15 protein-coding genes and 2 pseudogenes are annotated in these 17,618 nt (G+C 60.5%); 7 read left to right on the top strand and 10 right to left on the bottom strand.

Going from position 1 to position 17,618, the window contains the following annotated elements:
* Positions 1–4 precede the first annotated feature (4 nt).
* Genes AB4O36_RS24060 through AB4O36_RS24050 form a run of 3 tightly spaced genes read right to left on the bottom strand, consistent with a single transcriptional unit; the run spans position 5 to position 1,750 of the window.
* Positions 5–265: a phosphopantetheine-binding protein gene (locus AB4O36_RS24060; protein WP_192307628.1), complete on the bottom strand. Its 261-nt coding sequence runs from the start codon at positions 263–265 to the stop codon at positions 5–7.
* Positions 246–1,055, bottom strand: a complete 810-nt coding sequence (locus AB4O36_RS24055; RefSeq protein ID WP_460118742.1) for a lysophospholipid acyltransferase family protein — start codon at positions 1,053–1,055, stop codon at positions 246–248. Before AB4O36_RS24055 ends, AB4O36_RS24060 begins: the two co-directional genes overlap by 20 nt.
* Positions 1,031–1,750, bottom strand: a complete 720-nt coding sequence (locus AB4O36_RS24050; protein ID WP_460118740.1) for a beta-ketoacyl synthase chain length factor — start codon at positions 1,748–1,750, stop codon at positions 1,031–1,033. The genes AB4O36_RS24055 and AB4O36_RS24050 overlap by 25 nt, the downstream gene beginning before the upstream one ends.
* Before the next feature lie 362 nt (positions 1,751–2,112).
* On the opposite strand from AB4O36_RS24050, the gene AB4O36_RS24045 reads away from it, so the two are divergent.
* On the top strand, positions 2,113–2,883 hold the full coding sequence (locus tag AB4O36_RS24045) for a ParA family protein (protein WP_460140426.1): 771 nt from the start codon (positions 2,113–2,115) through the stop codon (positions 2,881–2,883).
* A gap of 113 nt (positions 2,884–2,996) precedes the next feature.
* On the opposite strand, the gene trxC is transcribed toward AB4O36_RS24045, so the two are convergent.
* The gene (gene trxC, locus AB4O36_RS24040; RefSeq protein WP_460118736.1) at positions 2,997–3,428 is read right to left on the bottom strand and encodes a thioredoxin TrxC; all 432 of its coding nucleotides are present in this window, start codon (positions 3,426–3,428) and stop codon (positions 2,997–2,999) included.
* A gap of 101 nt (positions 3,429–3,529) precedes the next feature.
* Here trxC and mazE point away from each other — a divergent pair, with 101 nt between their 5' ends.
* Both mazE and mazF read left to right on the top strand, forming a co-directional pair.
* A complete protein-coding gene (gene mazE, locus AB4O36_RS24035) occupies positions 3,530–3,964 on the top strand; it encodes a type II toxin-antitoxin system antitoxin MazE (protein ID WP_460126842.1) in 435 nt (144 codons plus the stop codon).
* Complete coding sequence (gene mazF, locus AB4O36_RS24030; protein ID WP_460118734.1) at positions 3,964–4,326, top strand: type II toxin-antitoxin system toxin MazF; 363 nt, start codon at positions 3,964–3,966, stop codon at positions 4,324–4,326. Before mazE ends, mazF begins: the two co-directional genes overlap by 1 nt.
* A 5-nt stretch (positions 4,327–4,331) precedes the next feature.
* Here the strand turns inward: mazF and selO are convergent, their stop codons facing one another.
* The 5 genes and pseudogenes from selO to AB4O36_RS24005 all read right to left on the bottom strand — a co-directional run.
* Positions 4,332–5,795: a protein adenylyltransferase SelO gene (gene selO / locus AB4O36_RS24025; RefSeq protein WP_460140425.1), complete on the bottom strand. Its 1,464-nt coding sequence runs from the start codon at positions 5,793–5,795 to the stop codon at positions 4,332–4,334.
* Between the two features lie 48 nt (positions 5,796–5,843).
* Positions 5,844–9,194 (bottom strand): mechanosensitive channel MscK, encoded by a 3,351-nt coding sequence (mscK, locus tag AB4O36_RS24020; RefSeq protein WP_460140424.1) that lies wholly within the window; start codon positions 9,192–9,194, stop codon positions 5,844–5,846.
* 36 nt (positions 9,195–9,230) lie between these two features.
* Positions 9,231–10,973 carry a potassium/proton antiporter gene (locus AB4O36_RS24015; protein WP_460118728.1) on the bottom strand — a complete coding sequence of 581 codons (1,743 nt, stop codon included), beginning with the start codon at positions 10,971–10,973 and terminating at the stop codon, positions 9,231–9,233.
* Between the two features lie 201 nt (positions 10,974–11,174).
* On the bottom strand, positions 11,175–12,038 hold the full coding sequence (locus AB4O36_RS24010; protein ID WP_460126841.1) for a methyl-accepting chemotaxis protein: 864 nt from the start codon (positions 12,036–12,038) through the stop codon (positions 11,175–11,177).
* Positions 12,030–12,785: pseudogene (locus tag AB4O36_RS24005) on the bottom strand (MCP four helix bundle domain-containing protein); the annotation flags it as partial. The gene AB4O36_RS24010 and the pseudogene AB4O36_RS24005, both read right to left, overlap by 9 nt.
* A gap of 290 nt (positions 12,786–13,075) precedes the next feature.
* Here AB4O36_RS24005 and AB4O36_RS24000 point away from each other — a divergent pair.
* From AB4O36_RS24000 to AB4O36_RS23985, 4 genes and pseudogenes are all read left to right on the top strand, one after another.
* A complete protein-coding gene (locus AB4O36_RS24000) occupies positions 13,076–13,306 on the top strand; it encodes a hypothetical protein (protein WP_460118727.1) in 231 nt (76 codons plus the stop codon).
* Entirely contained in the window at positions 13,303–13,605 is a 303-nt protein-coding gene (locus AB4O36_RS23995) for a cell division protein ZapA (protein ID WP_460118725.1), read from the top strand. Before AB4O36_RS24000 ends, AB4O36_RS23995 begins: the two co-directional genes overlap by 4 nt.
* A gap of 100 nt (positions 13,606–13,705) precedes the next feature.
* A pseudogene (locus AB4O36_RS23990) lies at positions 13,706–14,776 on the top strand (HAMP domain-containing protein); the annotation flags it as partial.
* A 126-nt stretch (positions 14,777–14,902) separates the two neighbouring features.
* Positions 14,903–15,643, top strand: coding sequence for a methyl-accepting chemotaxis protein (locus tag AB4O36_RS23985; RefSeq protein WP_460126839.1), 741 nt, complete (start codon positions 14,903–14,905; stop codon positions 15,641–15,643).
* Between the two features lie 134 nt (positions 15,644–15,777).
* Here AB4O36_RS23985 and AB4O36_RS23980 read toward each other — a convergent pair whose 3' ends face one another.
* Positions 15,778–17,580 (bottom strand): acyl-CoA dehydrogenase, encoded by a 1,803-nt coding sequence (locus AB4O36_RS23980; RefSeq protein ID WP_460118723.1) that lies wholly within the window; start codon positions 17,578–17,580, stop codon positions 15,778–15,780.
* Between the last annotated feature and the right edge of the window lie 38 nt (positions 17,581–17,618).

The following is a 17,618-nucleotide window of genomic DNA, read 5'->3' as shown; positions in this document are numbered from 1 at the left end:
GGTCTCAAGCTGCCTGTTTTGCAGTGACGAACGCCGCAAGGCTCGCCACGTTGCTGAAGTGGTTACGGGTGTCCTTGGCGTCGGCGTCGATTTTGATGCCGTACTTTTTCTGAATGGCCAGACCCAACTCCAGGGCGTCGACGGAGTCCAGACCCAGGCCTTCGCCAAACAGCGTCTGGTCGTCGCCAATATCCTGGACACTGATGTCTTCGAGGCCCAGGGCGTCGATGATCAGTTCTTTGATTTCACGGTGTAGATCGCTCATCTTCGGCGAGCTCCTGGATAAAGTAGTGATGCAGGTAATCGTTGAGCTTGCGAGAGGCCTGTGGCGCAGGGCCCTGTGCGGCGAAGGCCTGTGGATCTATATCGGCCCCCACTCGGAAACTGAAGTGCACGCGTCGTTTCGGAATTCGGTACCAGGGGTCTGCCTTGGTCAGGGTGGTCGGGTTGACCTTGATGACCACCGGGGTGAGAATTTTCGCACCGCGCAAGGCGATTGCAGCGGCACCCCGATGAAAGGCGGGCGCTTGCCCAGGTTGGGTACGGGTGCCTTCGGGGAAGATAATCAGGGTCTGGCCGCTTTTCAGCGCATCGGCTGCCGCGTCGAGCATACCCATGCTGCCATCATTGCTGATGTATTCGGTACGCCGCAGCGGGCCACGGGTGAAGGGGTTTTCCCATAGGCTGCTTTTGACCACGCAGTTGGCATGGCGCACCAGGCCGATCAGGAACACCACGTCGATCAGCGACGGATGATTGGCGATGATCATCTGGCCGGGGCGACCAAGCTTTTGCGCACCCTGAATGTCGTAGGTCAGCACCCCGCTGCGAGCCATGATCCGCACGAACAGCCAGAAGCAGCGACTGACGGTTCGTCGCGCACGCAATCTGTGGGTTTCGACGCTACCGGGCAGGCAGCTCAATATCGGGAAAATCACCAGGCGCAGGCACAGGCCGGCCAACCCGAAAAGGGCAAAGCTTGCCGCCGTCGCCAGCCAACGCCAGTAATAAGCGTCGCGATTTTTCTCGGTCACAGGTTGCGTTGCCAGGTCCATACACGATTTTTCCAGGCATGTTGGCAGGTGGTGTGCTGGCCGAGCAGGGTATGCAACAGATTCAGGGCGTGCGGCCAGTGGGGTTTGGACAACGCATCCGGGATGCTGTTCAGGGACAACTGCCAGTCGTTACCGGGCGTCAACAACAAACCGACCGCGTAGGGAAAGGGTACATCGTCGATCCAGTCCGAATACGCTTGGGGTGGCTGCTCTTCGGTGATCACCAGCAGCACTGCGGGCGCCCCTTCGGCCAACAATGCCGCAGCCTCGAGCATGCCATGTTCCAGGCCGTCGCCAGCCGCCGCCAGGGCTGTCATCTCGCTGGTTTCACCGCGCATGATCGACCAAAGGCCGATGACTGCGTTATGGACCGAGAGGCTGAACTGGGTCGGTGACAGGGGTTGTTCAGCGGCCAGGTCGCTGAGAATCTCGAAGGTGCGCGGGGTTTCGCCATGCCGGGAAATAAAGACCAACGGTAGATCGTGCCGACCATCGGCCAGCGGCCAACCCACGCTGAACGCCATTCGCGCCAGGCGACTGAGTCGGCGTCGCTGCATGGCCGGCAGAAACGAAACGTCGGGAGCGGCGTCGCTGCTGTGCGGCACGATCGATTGCCGGCTCCAGGCTAGCCAGTCTTGCGCGCTTTCGAGCCCGGGAGCCCAGGCGCGCCATTGGGCAATGTTGAAGTTGATCACTGGCGTACATCCCGCCCCTGCGGGCTTTTTTGACACGGCGAGTCGAAAAAAACAGCGGTTCACCTGACGTGACGCTGAGCGCCGAGTGGCGCGCATTATCCCGGTGCGGCGGGTACGTAGCAAATGCTGGTTACATCTTGCTCAACGCAGATTACTGCCTGGCGAGTGGACGGCTGTCGCTGGGTGATTATCCACGCCTGGCCGCTCCTTTCTGTCGGCTGCCAGAAGGATTCTCGGGCGAGATTTCGGTTTTTACGGTGAGGGGTTTATACCTCTCGATGTAGTCCATTGCCCGGGGAGGTAGCAAAGCGGCTCTGAGGCCTACTACACTCGATCAATCTTTAGATACACGGAGGTTTGACATGCGGCGCGTGGTATTCAATCAGAAAGGCGGCGTGGGCAAGTCCAGCATCGCCTGCAACCTGGCCGCAGTCAGCGCCAGCGAGGGTTATCGCACCCTGCTGGTGGACCTGGATGCCCAGGCCAATTCGACCCAATACCTCACTGGGCTGACCGGTGAAGACATTCCCATGGGGATCGCCGACTTTTTCAAGCAGACACTGTCCTCCGGCCCGTTCTCGAAGAAGAACCGTGTCGATATCTATGAAACCCCGTTTGAGAACCTCCACGTCATCACCGCCACCGCCGAGCTCGCCGACTTGCAGCCCAAGCTCGAGGCCAAGCACAAGATCAACAAGCTGCGCAAACTGCTAGAGGATCTGGATGACGAGTACGATCGGATTTACCTGGATACCCCGCCGGCGCTGAATTTCTACGCGGTTTCGGCGTTGATTGCTGCCGATCGAGTGCTAATCCCGTTCGATTGCGATAGTTTTTCTCGACAGGCACTGTATGGCCTGCTGTCGGAAATCGAGGAATTGAGAGAGGATCACAACGACGGGCTGGAAGTTGAAGGCATCGTCGTCAACCAGTTCCAGGCCCGCGCCAGTCTGCCTCAGCAAATGCTCGATGAGTTGATCGCTGAAGGTTTGCCGGTACTGCCGGTCTACCTGGGGTCGTCGGTGCGCATGCGCGAATCGCACCAGGCCAGCACGCCGCTGATCCACCTCGACCCGCGACACAAGCTGACCCAGCAATTCGTCGAGCTGCATTCCCTGCTCGAAAACGCCTGATCCCCTGAACCTTTAGGGGCGAGCTTGTCGAACCGTCGCGGTGGTAGACCAGACAACGCTGGGCGCCAGATTGCCCGCGTTATCGCTATGGTCCATCGCGGACAAGTCCGCTCCTACAGGGAACTACGCAACCAACTCATCAACTGCGGCAACGGCAACGCCCCGCTCTGACGCGCCACCTCCCGGCCATTCCTGAACAGGATCAGGCTCGGAATCGACCGAATCCCCAACTGCGCAGACAACTGCGGGTTCGCCTCACTGTCCAGCTTGGCCAGCCTGCACTTGCCTGCCAACTGCCCGGCGGCCTGCTCAAACACCGGCGCAAACGACTTGCATGGCCCGCACCAATCCGCCCACACATCCACCAAGAGCGGCAGATCGCCCTTGATCTGGCTGGCGTAGTCACCTTGCTTCAATTCAAAAGGTTTGCTCAGCAGCACCTCAGCCTTGCAGCGTCCGCATTTGGGCTGATCACCCAGGCGCTCGGCAGGGATGCGGTTGAGGCCGTTGCAGTGGGGGCAGGGGATGAGAAGTGGGTCGGTCATGATCGGGCTCTTGGCTGTGGGCGGGGCATGCCGGTTATCTGGAGTCCGGGAGGCGTTTTATCAAGTGTTGGGTGAGCTGCGCGAGGAGGTGAGTGTCGCAAATGCTCACATTTTCGCGCCGGCATATTTCTGCGCAATGGCTAGGCTGGAATCAACTTCGACGTCTTTCACTTCCAGAGGCTTTCGCTTTGTCTTCAATTGCGTGCTACTTTTGTTGCACTCATCGAGAAATCGATGCCCTGCATTTGTCGGATAGGAGTTATCCCGTGTCCGTGACATCCAAAATTCGCCGCCAGGGAGGCGCAGCAGTAATCACGCTTGCGCCGACCTTGCTCAAGCTCCTGCACCTTGAGGTGGGAGCACAACTGGAGCTGAATGTGGTCGATGGAGAATTGATTGCCCGCCCTGTGAAATCCGAGCCTCAAAAGCGATATAGCCTCGCGCAGTTGCTGGAGGGCGCCGAAGAAATGGCTGAGCTGAACGCACAAACGGCCTCTGCTCGCGAGGGCGATCCAATAGGCCGGGAGCTTGGCTGATGGTGCGTCGGCGTGCCCCGCAGCGGGGCGATGTTTACTGGATTGATCCCAACCCGGTCGCGGGTCGGGAGATGATGAACCGGCACCGTTTTGTGGTGATAACCCCCAGGGAAATTAATGCGCTGGGTGTCAGCATGACAGTGCCAGTCACCAGCGGCGGCGGTTTCAGCCGGAACGTAGGGCTGGCTGTCAGTGTATCCGGGCACGAAACGAACGGCGTTGCGGTATGTAATCAGGTCCGCAGCTTTGACATCGAACAACGTGTACTTGATGGCTCGGCCAAGTTCATCGAGCGACTCGATGACGTCACGATGGCCGACATCGTCGCTCGAGTCGTCAGTGCCATCGATCCTCTGGACTGACCACCTCACGACGAACAACTGATCTCCAGGTGCTTGCCCCACTCCGGCGGTCGCTGGGCGTAGCTTTCCATCCCCGGCTGCTCCTCGAACGGTTTACTCAGTACCTCATGCAGCCTGCGCACCTCTGAATAGTCGCCTTTCTCGGCGGCATCGATGGCGTTCTGCGCCAGATAGTTGCGCAGGATGTAGAGCGGGTTGACCGCGTGCATGCGTTGGCGGCGTTGGGTCTGGTCCGGTTCTCCTTCGCGGCGGGTGCGGTCGATGTAGCGCTGTCCCCAGGCGTCGAAACCCTTGATGTCGACGAAGTCATCGCGCAAGCGTGCAACCGCCTGCTCCGGGGCTTCTTCGCCCAGGCGGCGGAAAAACAGCGTGTAGTCGACGCCGCTGTTCTGCATCAGTTGCAGCAGGTGTTCCAGCAGTTGCTGGTCGTCTTCTTCGCCAGTGGTCAAGCCCAGGCGACGACGCATCAGGTCCAGGTAATGGGCTTGGTACAACGGCAGGTACAGACCCAGGGTTTCACGCAGCGCCTCGACGCTGATGAACGGCGTCAGGGCCTGAGCCAGGGCGCTGAGGTTCCACTGACCGATCGGCACCTGGTTGCTGAACGAGTAGCGGCCCTGGTCGTCGGAGTGGTTGCAGATGAAATTGGCGTCGAAATCGTCGAGGAAAGCAAACGGGCCGAAGTCGAAGGTGATGCCCAGGATCGACATGTTATCGGTGTTCATCACGCCGTGGCAGAAGCCGTATGCCTGCCACTTGGCGATCAGTTCGGCATTGCGCTCGACGATTTCACGGAACATCGCCAGGTAGGGTTCCGGTTGTTCGAGGCACTGTGGGAAATGCAGCGCCAGCACGTGCTCGCCAAGCACTTTCTGTTGCTCTGGACGTTTGGTGTAGTAGAAATACTCGAAGTGGCCAAAGCGCACGTGGCTGGGCGCCAGGCGCAACACCATGGCCGCGCGTTCCTGCCGCTCACGCCACACGGGCGTGTCTGAACCGATCACACACAACGCCCGCGTCGTGGGAATGTTCAGCGCGTTCAGCGCTTCGGAGGCGAGAAATTCACGGATCGAAGAACGCAACACGGCGCGTCCGTCGCCCATGCGCGAAAATGGCGTCTGGCCCGCGCCCTTGAGGTGCAAATCCCAATGTTCGCCGGCTTCGTTGTATACCTCACCCAGCAACAGGCCCCGCCCGTCGCCCAACTGCGGGTTGTAGGAGCCGAACTGATGACCGGAATAAACCATTGCCCTCGGCACCGCGTCGGCCCACAGCTTGTGGCCGCTGAACAGCTCGGCGAACTCCGCCGTTTCGGCCACCGCCGGGTCAAGGTCGAGCAGCGCCATGGCGGCGGAGCTTGCGACCACCAGCCGTGGATTGTCGATGGGTTCGGGTAGCACGTGGGCGGAAAAGGTATCGCCCAGGCGGTCGAAGCGGTTATCGAAGGTCAGTTCGTCTAGGGCTTTCACCGGCCATCTCCAGCAGAATGTCCGAGCATTCTGCTAGGGATAGGGCGGTTAGTCGAGCTTGGCGGGCGGCGGCTCTTGCAGGGGCTTGCCCTCAGCCAGCGGCACGATGGTCTTCGTTTCCGGCTCGATAGGCACCATCTTGTATTCCTGACCGTGCAGGTTCTTGAGGTAAACCTCCATTTGCCGGAAAGAAATATTGATGTGCTGTTTCTTGAACTCACGGTTGATGAAGCGGTTGACTTCATCGAGCACCGGGTTGCGGTCGCCGAGGTCACGCACGTGCATGCGCAGCTCATGGTCAAGGGTGCTTTCACCAAAATTGAGGAAGTACACGTGCGGCTCCGGTTCCTTGAGCACCCGTGGGTTCTCCCGGGCGGCCTTGAGCAGCAGTTCTTTGACCAGGTCCAGGTCCGAGCCGTAGTCGACGCCGAGTTTGAGCGTGACCCGGGTGATGGTGTCAGTCAGCGACCAGTTGATCAGTTGCCCGGTGATGAAGGTTTTGTTCGGGACGATGATGTCCTTGCGGTCGAAGTCGGTGATGGTCGTGGCGCGGATGCGGATCTTGCTCACCGTGCCCGACAGGTTGCCGATGGTGATGGTGTCACCAATGCGCACCGGGCGTTCGAAGAGGATCATGATGCCGGAAATGAAGTTGGCGAAAATCTCCTGCATGCCGAAACCGAGGCCTACCGATAGCGCGGCCACCAACCATTGCAGCTTGTCCCAGCTCACGCCGAGGGTCGACAGGGTCGTGACGAAACCGACGCCGGCAATCACGTAGGAAAGTAGCGTAGTGGTGGCGTAGGCACTGCCTTGGGCCAAGTCCAGTTTCGACAGCACGAACACTTCCAGCAGACCCGGCAAGTTGCGCGCCAGGGCGAAGGTGATACCGATGATGATCAGTGCGCCCAGCATGTCGCCGATGCTGATCGGCACCATGCTCATATTGGCCCCGGTGCCGCTGGTGTATTCGTAGAGGGTGACGTTGTCCAGGTACGAGAACACCGAGATCAGGTCGGACCAGACCCAGTACAGCGCCGCGATGAAGCCGCCCAGCAGAGCCAGGCGAATCAGGCGCAGGGACTGTTCGTTGACCTTCTCGATGTCCAGGGTCGGCTCTTCGATCACCGCTTCGCCATCACCGGCTTCCTTGGCGGCCTGGCGTTTGGCCAGGGCGCGCTGATAAGCCAGGCGCCTGGCCGCGACGCTGAGTCCGCGTACGAACGTGGCTTCAATCACCAGCCAGAACATCAGCAGGTACAAGGTATTGATCAAGCGGTCGCTGAGTTTCAGTGCGGTGTAGTAGTAACCAAAGCACACGGCCACGAATAACGCGATGGGCAGGGCAGTGAACATCACTCCCACGGCCTTGCGGAACAGCGAGGCATTCTTGTGGGTCGGGCTGCTGATCAGCAGGCGGCTGAGCAACAGGGCCATCAGCGCGTAGCAGGTCAGCACCACCGGCATGCCCAACACGTCGTCGGCCAGCGCCGCCGGTTGCAGTTCGGCGACCGCCACCACCGCTACCAGGGCCATGACCACCAGCCCGAGTCGGCGGACCCAGGCCTGGAGGAACTCGACCTGGGGTTTTTCCCAGCGGAAGTGCAGTTCGGCTACGCCACCCGGCGCGAGGATTCGGTAAGCGGTGTAGAACACCAGCCAGGCCATCGCCATTTGCAGCAGCGCCGCGCCCATGTTGGCGTTCTGTCCGCGGGCGTCGATCTGCAACGCCAGCCCGCACAGGGCAAGACCCAGTGCAACCGGCAACGCCAGCAGAATGTTGATGAGGATCGCCTGTGGCGTGTGCAACTGGCTGTCACGCTTGAAGTGGCCGATGTCCTGGTGGACCTTGTTCAGACGGGCATAGAGGCTTTTGCGGCGCCATAGCAGTGCGCCGATCAGCAGCACCAGCGGCAGGAACAGCAGCGGTCGCTGCGTCAGGCCATCGCTCAATTCGCTGAAGCTCGAAGCCAGCGGCAGGGTCGCGATCTGGCGTTGCAGGCGTTCCGGCACGCCGCGCATCCATTCCAGGTCCAACGGCTTGTTGCTCGGAATCCAGAACATCTGCTCGTCGAGCGTCGCACGCAGGCTTTGCGCGGTGCTCAGCAGTTGCTTCTGGTTGAGCTGCAGCGTGATGGATTCGTTGAGCACTGCGCTGAGTTCGCGGTTCAGACGCTCCAACAGGTCGGCCCGGGTGGTGGCCAATTCCAGCAGGCTTTTACGCAACTGCGGGGTGACCTGCTCGGGCGGCTGGGTCGACAGCAGATTGTCGACGTAAGTCGCCGGATTGCTGAGCAACTCGCGCTGTTGGCTCACCTCGAACTGGTACAGGCGGATGTCGGCGATCTGGTCGGCAAGATCACGATCGACCTTGAGGCGCGGCAGGCCCTGTTTTTGTTTGTAGAGGATCTTGGACAGCAGCAGGCTGCCCTTGAGCACGTTGATTTGCTCGTCCAATGCCGAGTCACTTTGGGTCACATTGTCCAGTTGCTGCTTGGTTTGCAGGTTCTGTTGCGTGACCACGTTCAAGCGGTCGGTGCTTTTGAGCAGGTAGTCAGACAGCTTCAGGTTGGCTGCGCTTTCACTTGCCAGCAAGGCACTGCCGCCGGATTTCTGCGCTTCGATGGACTGCTGCGTCACGGTCTCCTGGGATTGGGCCAGGCGCTTTTGGTTGATCAGGGTTTGCAGTTCCTGGATTTCCCGGTCCAGGCGGTCGGACTTTTCCGTCAGCAGGTCGTGCTGGCTGTTACCCAGGTCCTGCAACTGGCTGTTGCCGGCCAGTTCCTGGCGACGCAGCGGGATCAGTGCATTCAGTGCTGCCAGCTCGGCATTGAGCAGGTCGCGTTGCTCGCCGCTCAACGTCTTGCCGGCATCTTTGCCGGCCTTGAGAATATTGTTGATCTGCTGGATGCGCGTCTGGCTGCTGGAGATTTCCGCCTGGGCGCGCTCGGGACGGGTCTGCGCCGTGATGACCAGGCTATTGGCATCCGCCAGGGCCTTTTGCATGTCGCTTTGCTGGGTCGAGCGCTCGGTCAGCAATTGTTCCAGTTGCGGGATGGACTCCTTGGCGTAGCGCTGTGCCACCGGCGGCATGCTGGTGCCCTTGAGTCGGGTCAGCTCGCGCTGGTTCTCGATGGTCTGTTTAGGCGCTGTCGCCAATTGCTGCTTGATGTCGGCCAGCTTCTGCTCGTAGTCACGCTGGTTGCCGAGCTGGGTCAGGGTGTTTTGCAGAACGCTCTGCAAGGCTTTCTGATCGGCTTCGGGCAGTTTGCGATCGGCGATCTTGTCCAGGTTGGCCTGTACGGTTTCGCGGGACGGCGGTTCGGCTGCTTGCAGAGAGCCGACAGAAAGGCTCAGGCCCAGCAGGGCCATGATGAAAAAGGTGCGCAGGGTCGACATAGATTTTGATCGGAAACAAAAGGCGAAGTGTGGAGTTTAGAGGAAGAGCCCGGGGCCCGGGCGACTTCCTTCGGGGAATCTGACGCCCACTTTGCCGATCTTGTTCCCGTCCATGACCGCGACGGTCCACAGGGTGTTGTTCCAATCCACCTGGTCGCCGACTACTGGCGCACCGCCCACTTTCTGCGCAATGAACCGACCCAGGGACATGTCCGGATCGATGCCTTCGACCTTCAACCCGTAGAGGGCAGCAACCGCGGCCAGTTGGGCGTCTCCTTCGAGTACGAAGTCGCCGAAGAAACGCAAATCCAGCCCCCGTTGCGGCGCCTGGCTGAACAGTTTTCCCAGGGCCGGCAGGTTGTGTTCATGACCGATTACACACAGCAAATCGTCGACTTCGAGCACCGTACTACCCGACGGATGGAGCAATTGTTGGCCGCGAAACAGCGCTGCGATCCTGGTGCCCTCTGGCATTTTCAACTCGCGCAGCGGCGAGCCTATGCACCACTTCTCGGCACCGAGGCGATAAACGAACAGCTCCCACTCGCTGGTGACGTGAACCTCCAACGCGGCGCGAGAGATCGGCGCCGGCTCCGGGGGAACGGTCACCTTCAACAGTTTGGCCACCCACGGCAGGCTGGTGCCTTGCACCAGCAGCGAGACCAGCACGATGAAAAATGCGAGGTTGAAGTAGAGCTGGGCATTGGGCAGCCCGGCCATCAGCGGGAACACCGCTAGAATGATCGGCACCGCCCCGCGCAGGCCCACCCAGGAAATAAAGGCTTTCTCGCGGCCATGGAATGCCTTGAACGGCAGCAGGCCAACGACCACCGACAGCGGACGTGCTACCAGGATCATCCACAGCGCCAGGCCGAGCGCGGGGATGGCGATGGGCAGCAAGTCGTGTGGCGTCACCAGCAGGCCCAGCACCAGGAACATGCCAATTTGTGCCAGCCATGCCATGCCATCGAGCATGTGCAGGATGCCGTGGCGGCTGCGTACCGGACGGTTGCCGATCACCAGGCCGCACAGATAAACCGCGAGGAAGCCGCTGCCGTGCAGGGCGTTGGTCAGGGCGAACACCACCAGGCCGCCGGCAATCACCAGGATCGGGTAGAGACCGGTGGCGAGGTTGATGCGGTTGACCAGTTGCAACATCAACCAGCCACCGCCCAGTCCGATCACACCGCCGATGCCGAACTCTCGCACCAGGTGCAGCAGCAGGTCCCAGTGCAGCCCCGTCTGACCGCTCGCCAGCATGTCGATCAGGGTGACGGTGAGGAACACCGCCATGGGGTCGTTGCTGCCGGATTCGATCTCCAGGCTGGCGGTCACCCGCTCATTGAGTCCCTTGCCGCCCAGCAGCGAGAACACCGCCGCGGCGTCAGTGGAGCCGACAATGGCGCCGATCAGCAGGCCCTGGATCATATTCAGGTCGAACAGCCAGGCTGCGACCATGCCGGTCAAACCGGTGGTAATCAGTACCCCGACGGTGGCCAGCGACAGCGCCGGCCACAATGCCACACGGAAGCTTGAGACCCGGGTGCGCAAGCCGCCGTCGAGCAGGATGACCGCCAGTGCGAGGTTGCCGACCAGATAGGCCGTCGGGTAGTTGTCGAAAATGATCCCGCCGCCGTCGACACCGGCGGTCATGCCCACGGCCAGGATAATCACCAGGATCGGGATGCCCAGACGTGAGGAAAGTGAGCTCACCAGAATGCTTGCACCTACCAGCAACGCGCCGATCAAGAACAGGCTGTTGATGGTTGTCGCATTCAAGGGCAATACTCCGGAAGCTGAAAAAAGGCGGGCACAAACTGACCATGCAGTCTGCGTGCCATCGATTCTAACCTGTTGAAATGTGATGCTGTCAAACAGGTTTGGGCGCCGATCGTTCCGATGCGTCGTATCCGGATCGTTCCCACGCTGCGTTCAATGATCGTTCCCGCGCTCGGGGTGGGAACGATCATCGGCGAGAGGTCAGAGCCTGAAACGCCCCACCATCGTGTTCAGATCCACTGCCAGGCGCGACAGCTCGTTGCTGGCCGCACTGGTCTGGTTGGCGCCGGTGGCCGATTGCACCGACAGGTCACGAATGTTCACCAGGTTACGATCCACTTCGCGGGCCACCTGGGCCTGCTCTTCGGCGGCGCTGGCGATGACCAGGTTGCGCTCGTTGATTTCGGCGACGGCGCTGTTGATGGTGTCCAGGGACAGGCCGGCGCCCCGAGCGATGTTCAGGGTCGACTCAGCACGTTCGGTGCTGTTGCGCATCGAATCCACGGCCTGTTCCGTACCGTTCTGAATGCTGCCAATCATGCGCTCGATTTCGCTGGTCGACTGCTGGGTGCGGTGGGCGAGCGCTCGAACTTCATCGGCCACCACCGCAAAACCGCGACCCGCTTCACCGGCGCGAGCCGCTTCGATGGCAGCGTTCAGGGCCAGCAGGTTCGTCTGATCAGCCAGGCCACGGATCACATCCAGGACCTTGCCGATGTCGCGCGATTCATTGGCCAGCTCGCCGATCAAGGTGGCGGTGCTCTGCACGTCGGTGCTCATGCGTTCGATGGCGCTTACGGTTTCCTGAACCAGGTCACGGCCGTCACCTGCGGAGGTGGTGGCGTTCTTCGACGCCTCGGAGGTGCTCACCGCGTTGCGTGCCACTTCTTCCACGGCGCTGGTCATCTCGTTGACGGCCGTGGCGGCCTGTTCGATCTCGTTGTTCTGCTGGGTCAGGCCACGGGCGCTTTCGTCGGTGACGCTGTTGAGTTCTTCGGCGGCCGATGCCAACTGCGTGGCCGAACCGGAGATACGTTGCAGGGTGTCGCGCAGCTTGTCCTGCATCTTGGCCATGGCGGCCAGCAGTCGACCGGCTTCGTCCTGGCCATCAACGGTGATCGGGCGCGTCAGGTTGCCCTCGGCGATGGCCTCGGCGGCGCCCAGGGCATTGGCGATTGGTCGGGTGATGCTGTTGGTCAGCAGCCAGGCAAACAGGAACGTCAGAACGGTGGCGATAACCAGCAGGACAACCACCAGATTGAACGCGCTGTCGTACTGATCGGCGGCTTGCTGGTCGGTGTCGAGGGTTTGCCGGGTGTTGATCTCCAGCAGTTTGGTCAGCACCGTGTTGATCGCCTCGGAGTTGCTCAGCAGATCGGTGTTGAGCAGGTTGCGCAGATCATCCACCTGATTGCTGCGCGACAGTGTTTTCATCCGGTCTTCGATCTGGCGATATTGCCCCAGCAGCTGTACGTATTGATCGTAGGCGGCACGTTCCTGCGGGCTGGCGATCAGTTTTTCGTAGATGCCCTGGGCGGTGCGGATCTGCTGGTTGCGCATGTCCAGCAGGTCCATGGTCTTTTGCTGTACGTCCGCCTCGCGATTGACCAGCAGACGGTAGGACAGGACGCGCAGGCGCAGGGTCAATTGGGTGAATTCATCGAGAGCCTTGATGCTTGGCACACTGTTACTGGCGATGTCCTCGGCGGCACCGCGAATCTTGCTCATCTGATTCAATGCAAACACGCCCAGGATCATCATCAGCGCGCCAATCAGGGCGAAACTCACAAACGCACGCGGGGCGATATTCATATTACGAAGGGACATGGTGGGTACCGAATTAAACGCGCCTGTGCGGCGCTGAAACTGACGTATGCGTGACTTATCGGTCATACGACTAAAGTCTTGAGGGGGCTTCGGATCAGTCGCCAATCCGATGCGGCGACGAAGTGCAGGAACCAGATCCGCCAATCACAGTCTCTAGGGTTCGCCGAGGAGCGTTACCGACCAGGAAAATCAAGGGCTTGCGTCCTTGTACCCCTGGCATCGCCGGTAACTTTTCTTTATCGTACGCGCCCTTTGAAAAAGCCTGGAAAATCAAAATGTTGGAAGCATCCCTCAGCCAATTGGAACAACTGGTCAGTGACCTCGTGCAACAGAATCAGAGCCTCTTGGGCACCAATCAGGCCCTGAGTGCGGAACTGGCCGGGCTCAAGGATGAAAATGAAAGCCTGCAACTGAGCCTGATGGAACAGGAAGAGAAGCACGGCGCGACCGCTGCCCGTATTCAGGCGCTGGTTGATCGCGTCAATGCCGGCCCGGTCAGCGCATGAGTATCGGCGCCGCAGGGGTAAAGGTCGTCTCGATTCTGGGAGAGGACTATTCGATCAAGGCACCGGCCGGGGAAGAGCAAACCCTGCTGGACGCCGCCGTCATGTTGAAGGCTGCCCTGGCCGAGACCAAAAGGAAGTACCCGACGCTGATCGGCGATCGCCTGCTGGTGCTGGCCGCGATGAACCTGTGTTCCCGGCAGATCGAAATGCAGAAGCAACACAAGCTGGAACTCGACCGTTATCAAGAGCAAGTCAGCGCCACGGTTGAAGTGATCACCAAGACGATCAATCAGGCCTGATAGGTCTTGAGCACAACCAAAGAATAGATTGTCGATTGTCCTGTATACAATCGGCACGGCTGTTGCAGTGTTTCAGCCTCTTATTCTTTGGGGGTGTTTCATGCAGTTCTGGCGACGCAGTATTCAATGGCAGTTGATCTTGAGCATGGGCACCGCCCTGCTGCTCAGCATCCTGATCGTAGTTGGCATTTATACCCTCGTGGTCAACCGTCTTGCCCAGCGTTATCTGGTCGAACAGGCGCTGCCGTCGAGCATCGAGGCCATGCGCAACGACATCGAGCGCATCCTCGTGCAGCCCCTCACCGCCGCCAAGGACATCGCCAGCAACAGCATGGTCCGCGAGTGGCTTGCCAATGGCGAAGATGCCAGTAAAACGCCGGCGTTCGTAGACTATCTGGAAGGCATCCGCGCCGAACACAAGGCGTTTACCGCGCTGATTATCGGCGCCGCGACCAACCACTACTTCACCGAAAAAGGCCTGGATCGCTCCCTGAGCCGAGCCAACGCCAAGGACGCCTGGTTCTACTCCTTCCTCGACAGCAATCAGCCGCGCACCCTCAATATCGACAATGACACCGCCACCGGAGAATTGGCGCTGTTTATCGACCTCAAGGTCGAACAAGCGGGCAAGGTGGTGGGTGTCGCTGGCCTCGGGCTGAGCATGAAAGAGCTGTCCGAGTTGATTCACGACTTCAACTTCGGGGCGCGCGGCCGGGTCTATCTCGTGCGTTCCGACGGTCTGATCCAGGTCCATCCCGAGGGGCAGTTCAGCGGCAGGCGCACGCTTGCCGAGCAGATCGGCGCGTCCGCAGCCCAATCGATCATCGGTCAAAAAAACGCCGCAAGCAGCAGCTTCAGTCGTGAGGGCGAAGACTATCTGGCGCTAAGCCTGCCCTTGCGTGATCTCGACTGGACGCTCGTGGCCGAAGTGCCGCAGTCGCAGATCTACGCAGAAGCTCGCCGCGCCCTGTGGATAAGTAGCGGCATCGGCCTGGCGGTAGCCCTGGTGAGCTTGCTGCTGGTGGTCTTGCTGGCCCGCGGGTTGGTGCGACCGATTCGGCAGGTAACAGAAGCACTGGTGGCCATCGGTAGCGGTGGTGGAGATTTGACTCACCGGTTAGATTCCACTCGCGCTGATGAACTTGGCGACCTTGCGCGTGGTTTCAACCGCTTCCTGGAAAGTCAGCGCACCCTGATCGGTGAAGTACTGGCCACCAGTGAACGCTTGCGTACAGCCGTGGGGCAAGTGGCGCGAGTGGTGGACAACACGGCTGAACGCTCTGGTCGGCAACAGGAAATGACCGACATGGTCGCCACCGCCGTCCATGAGATGGGTTTGACCGTGCAGGACATCGCACAGAACGCCGGCAACGCGGCGCTCGCGTCACAGACGGCCCGTGACGAAGCGTTGCTGGCGCGGGAGGTGGTTGGCGGGTCGATCCGCCACATCGAAAGCATGTCCGATGAAATCGGCGTGGCCGCCGGTGCGGTCGGGGAGCTGGCGCATCAGGTGGCGTCGATCGATCAGGTGCTGGCGGTGATTCGCGGGATTTCCGAGCAGACCAACCTGTTGGCGCTCAACGCCGCCATCGAAGCCGCGCGGGCGGGGGACATGGGGCGTGGTTTCGCGGTGGTGGCCGATGAAGTGCGGACCCTGGCCCGACGTACACAGGCGTCCACCGACGAGATTCAGCAGATGATCGCCAGCCTCAAGCAGGGGGCGGAAAATGCGGTGTCGTCGATGCACAGCGGACAAGCGGCGACGGGAACCGGTGTCGAGTCGAGCCAGCGCACGGGTGCATCCTTGACCGCTATCACCGGGCAGGTCGAACGCATCAGCGACATGAACCACCAGGTGGCGACCGCGACGGAAGAGCAGTCGGCGGTGACCGAAGAGATCAACCGCAACGTGCAGGGGATTTCCGATCTGGCGCGGGCGACGGCGGGAGAGGTGAGGGCATGTCGGGAGGATTGCCAGACGTTGCAGCGCTTGGCCGATGACCTGGCGCGGCAGATGGGTGGGTTCAAGTTGGGGTGATGGGGTGTTTTCACTGGCGCCTTCGCGAGCAAGCCCGCTCCCACTGATGGCTAGGGTGTTCACACCATTTGTGTTCCACCCCAAACCCTGTGGGAGCGGGCTTGCTCGCGATTGGCCGCGCTACAACAAGCCGATCAGAACCACTCATCCTGCATGTTCAGGCACACATCATCCCGAGCTTCAAGAATTGCCAGTTCATGATGGCAACCCGGTACTTCCCAGGTCAGGAAATACCGGGCCGCCTGCAGCTTGCCTTTATAGAAGCCTGCATCCGCCGCATTGCCTTTGGCCAAGCCTTCCTCGGCACGAATGGCCTGCTCCAGCCAGCGCCAGCCAATGACGGTGTGTCCGAACACTTTCAGGTACAGCGCCGAGTTCGCCAGGCTGCTGTTGACCTTGCCTTGGGCGAGGTCTGTCAGCAGGCCGATGGTCACGCTCTGCAAGCGGGCAACCAGCTTCTCCAGCGGCTCACGCAAGGGCGTCAGTGAGTCGAACCCCTGCGCCCGCTCGGCCGTCTCGGCGATCAGACGAATCAGTTGCTTGAGCCCCGCGCCGCCATTCTGTGCCAGTTTGCGTCCGAGCAAGTCCAGCGACTGAATACCATGGGTGCCTTCATGGATCGGGTTCAGGCGGTTGTCGCGGTAATACTGTTCCACCGGGTACTCTCGGGTGTAGCCATGCCCGCCGAGAATCTGGATCGCCAGTTCGTTGGCCTTCAGGCAGAACTCCGACGGCCAGGATTTGACGATCGGTGTCAGCAGATCCAGCAGCTCGTGGGCCTGCTTGCGCTCGGCTTCGGTTTCAAGCGTGGTGGTGTCATCGAACAGTCGCGCCGCGTAAAGCCCGAGGTCGAACGAACCTTCGACGTAGGCTTTTTGCGTGAGCAGCATGCGCTTGACGTCGGCGTGCTGGATGATTGCCACAGGTTTGGTGGTCGGATCCTTGCTGTCCGGCACCCGGCCTTGTGGGCGCTCGCGGGCGTATTCCAGCGAGTACAGGTAGCCGGCGTAACCGAGCATCACCGCGCCCATGCCAACACCGATCCGCGCCTCGTTCATCATCTGGAACATGTAGCTCAAACCCTGATGCGGCTGGCCCACCAGATAGCCAACACATTCGTCGTTATCGCCGAAGTTCAGCGCCGTGGACGTGGTGCCGCGCCAGCCCATCTTGTGAAACAGCCCGGCCAGCAGCACATCATTGCGAGGCCCCAGGCTGCCGTCATCGTTGACCAGAAACTTGGGCACGATGAACAGCGAAATTCCCTTCACCCCGGCGGGTGCATCCGGCAGTTTTGCCAGCACCATGTGCACGATGTTCTCCGACAGCGGGTGATCACCGCCGGAGATGAAAATCTTGTTGCCCTTGAGTCGATAGGTGCCGTCGGATGCAGGCTCGGCGCGAGTACGAATGTCCGATAGCGAGGAGCCGGCATGTGGTTCAGTCAGCGCCATGGTGCCGAAAAAACGGCCCTCGATCATCGGTTGCAGGAAACGCTGCTTTTGCTCGTCGGTGCCGAAACTTTCTATCAGGTTGGCCGCGCCCATTGTCAGGAACGGGTACGACGTCGATGCCGCGTTGGCTGACTGGAAATGGGCAAAACAGGCTTGGGACAGCAATGTAGGAAGCTGCATGCCCCCGGCGTCGAAACTGCGCGCGGCGTTGAGGAAACCGGCCTCGAGGAACGCATCCACGGCAGGTTTCACCTCGGGGATCAGAATCGCCCGACCGTCTTCGTAGCGCGGCTCGTTCTCGTCGTTCTTGCGGTTATGCGGGGCGAAAAATTTCTCGGCGATGCTGCGAGCGGTGCCAAGGGCGGCATCGAAGGTTTCGCGATTGTGCTCGGCGAAACGCTCACGCTGGGTCAGGCCCTCGGCATCGAGGACTTCATACAGCTCGAAAGCCAGATTGCGGGAACTGAGCAACGTCTCGGACATGGCGGCCTACCTGTTTTTGGAATGGGCCGAGTCTAAGT

Source organism: Pseudomonas sp. S2_E01 (genome assembly GCF_054668365.1).
Note: the sequence above shows the minus strand (reverse complement) of the source record. Positions and strands in the feature narration are given on the sequence as shown.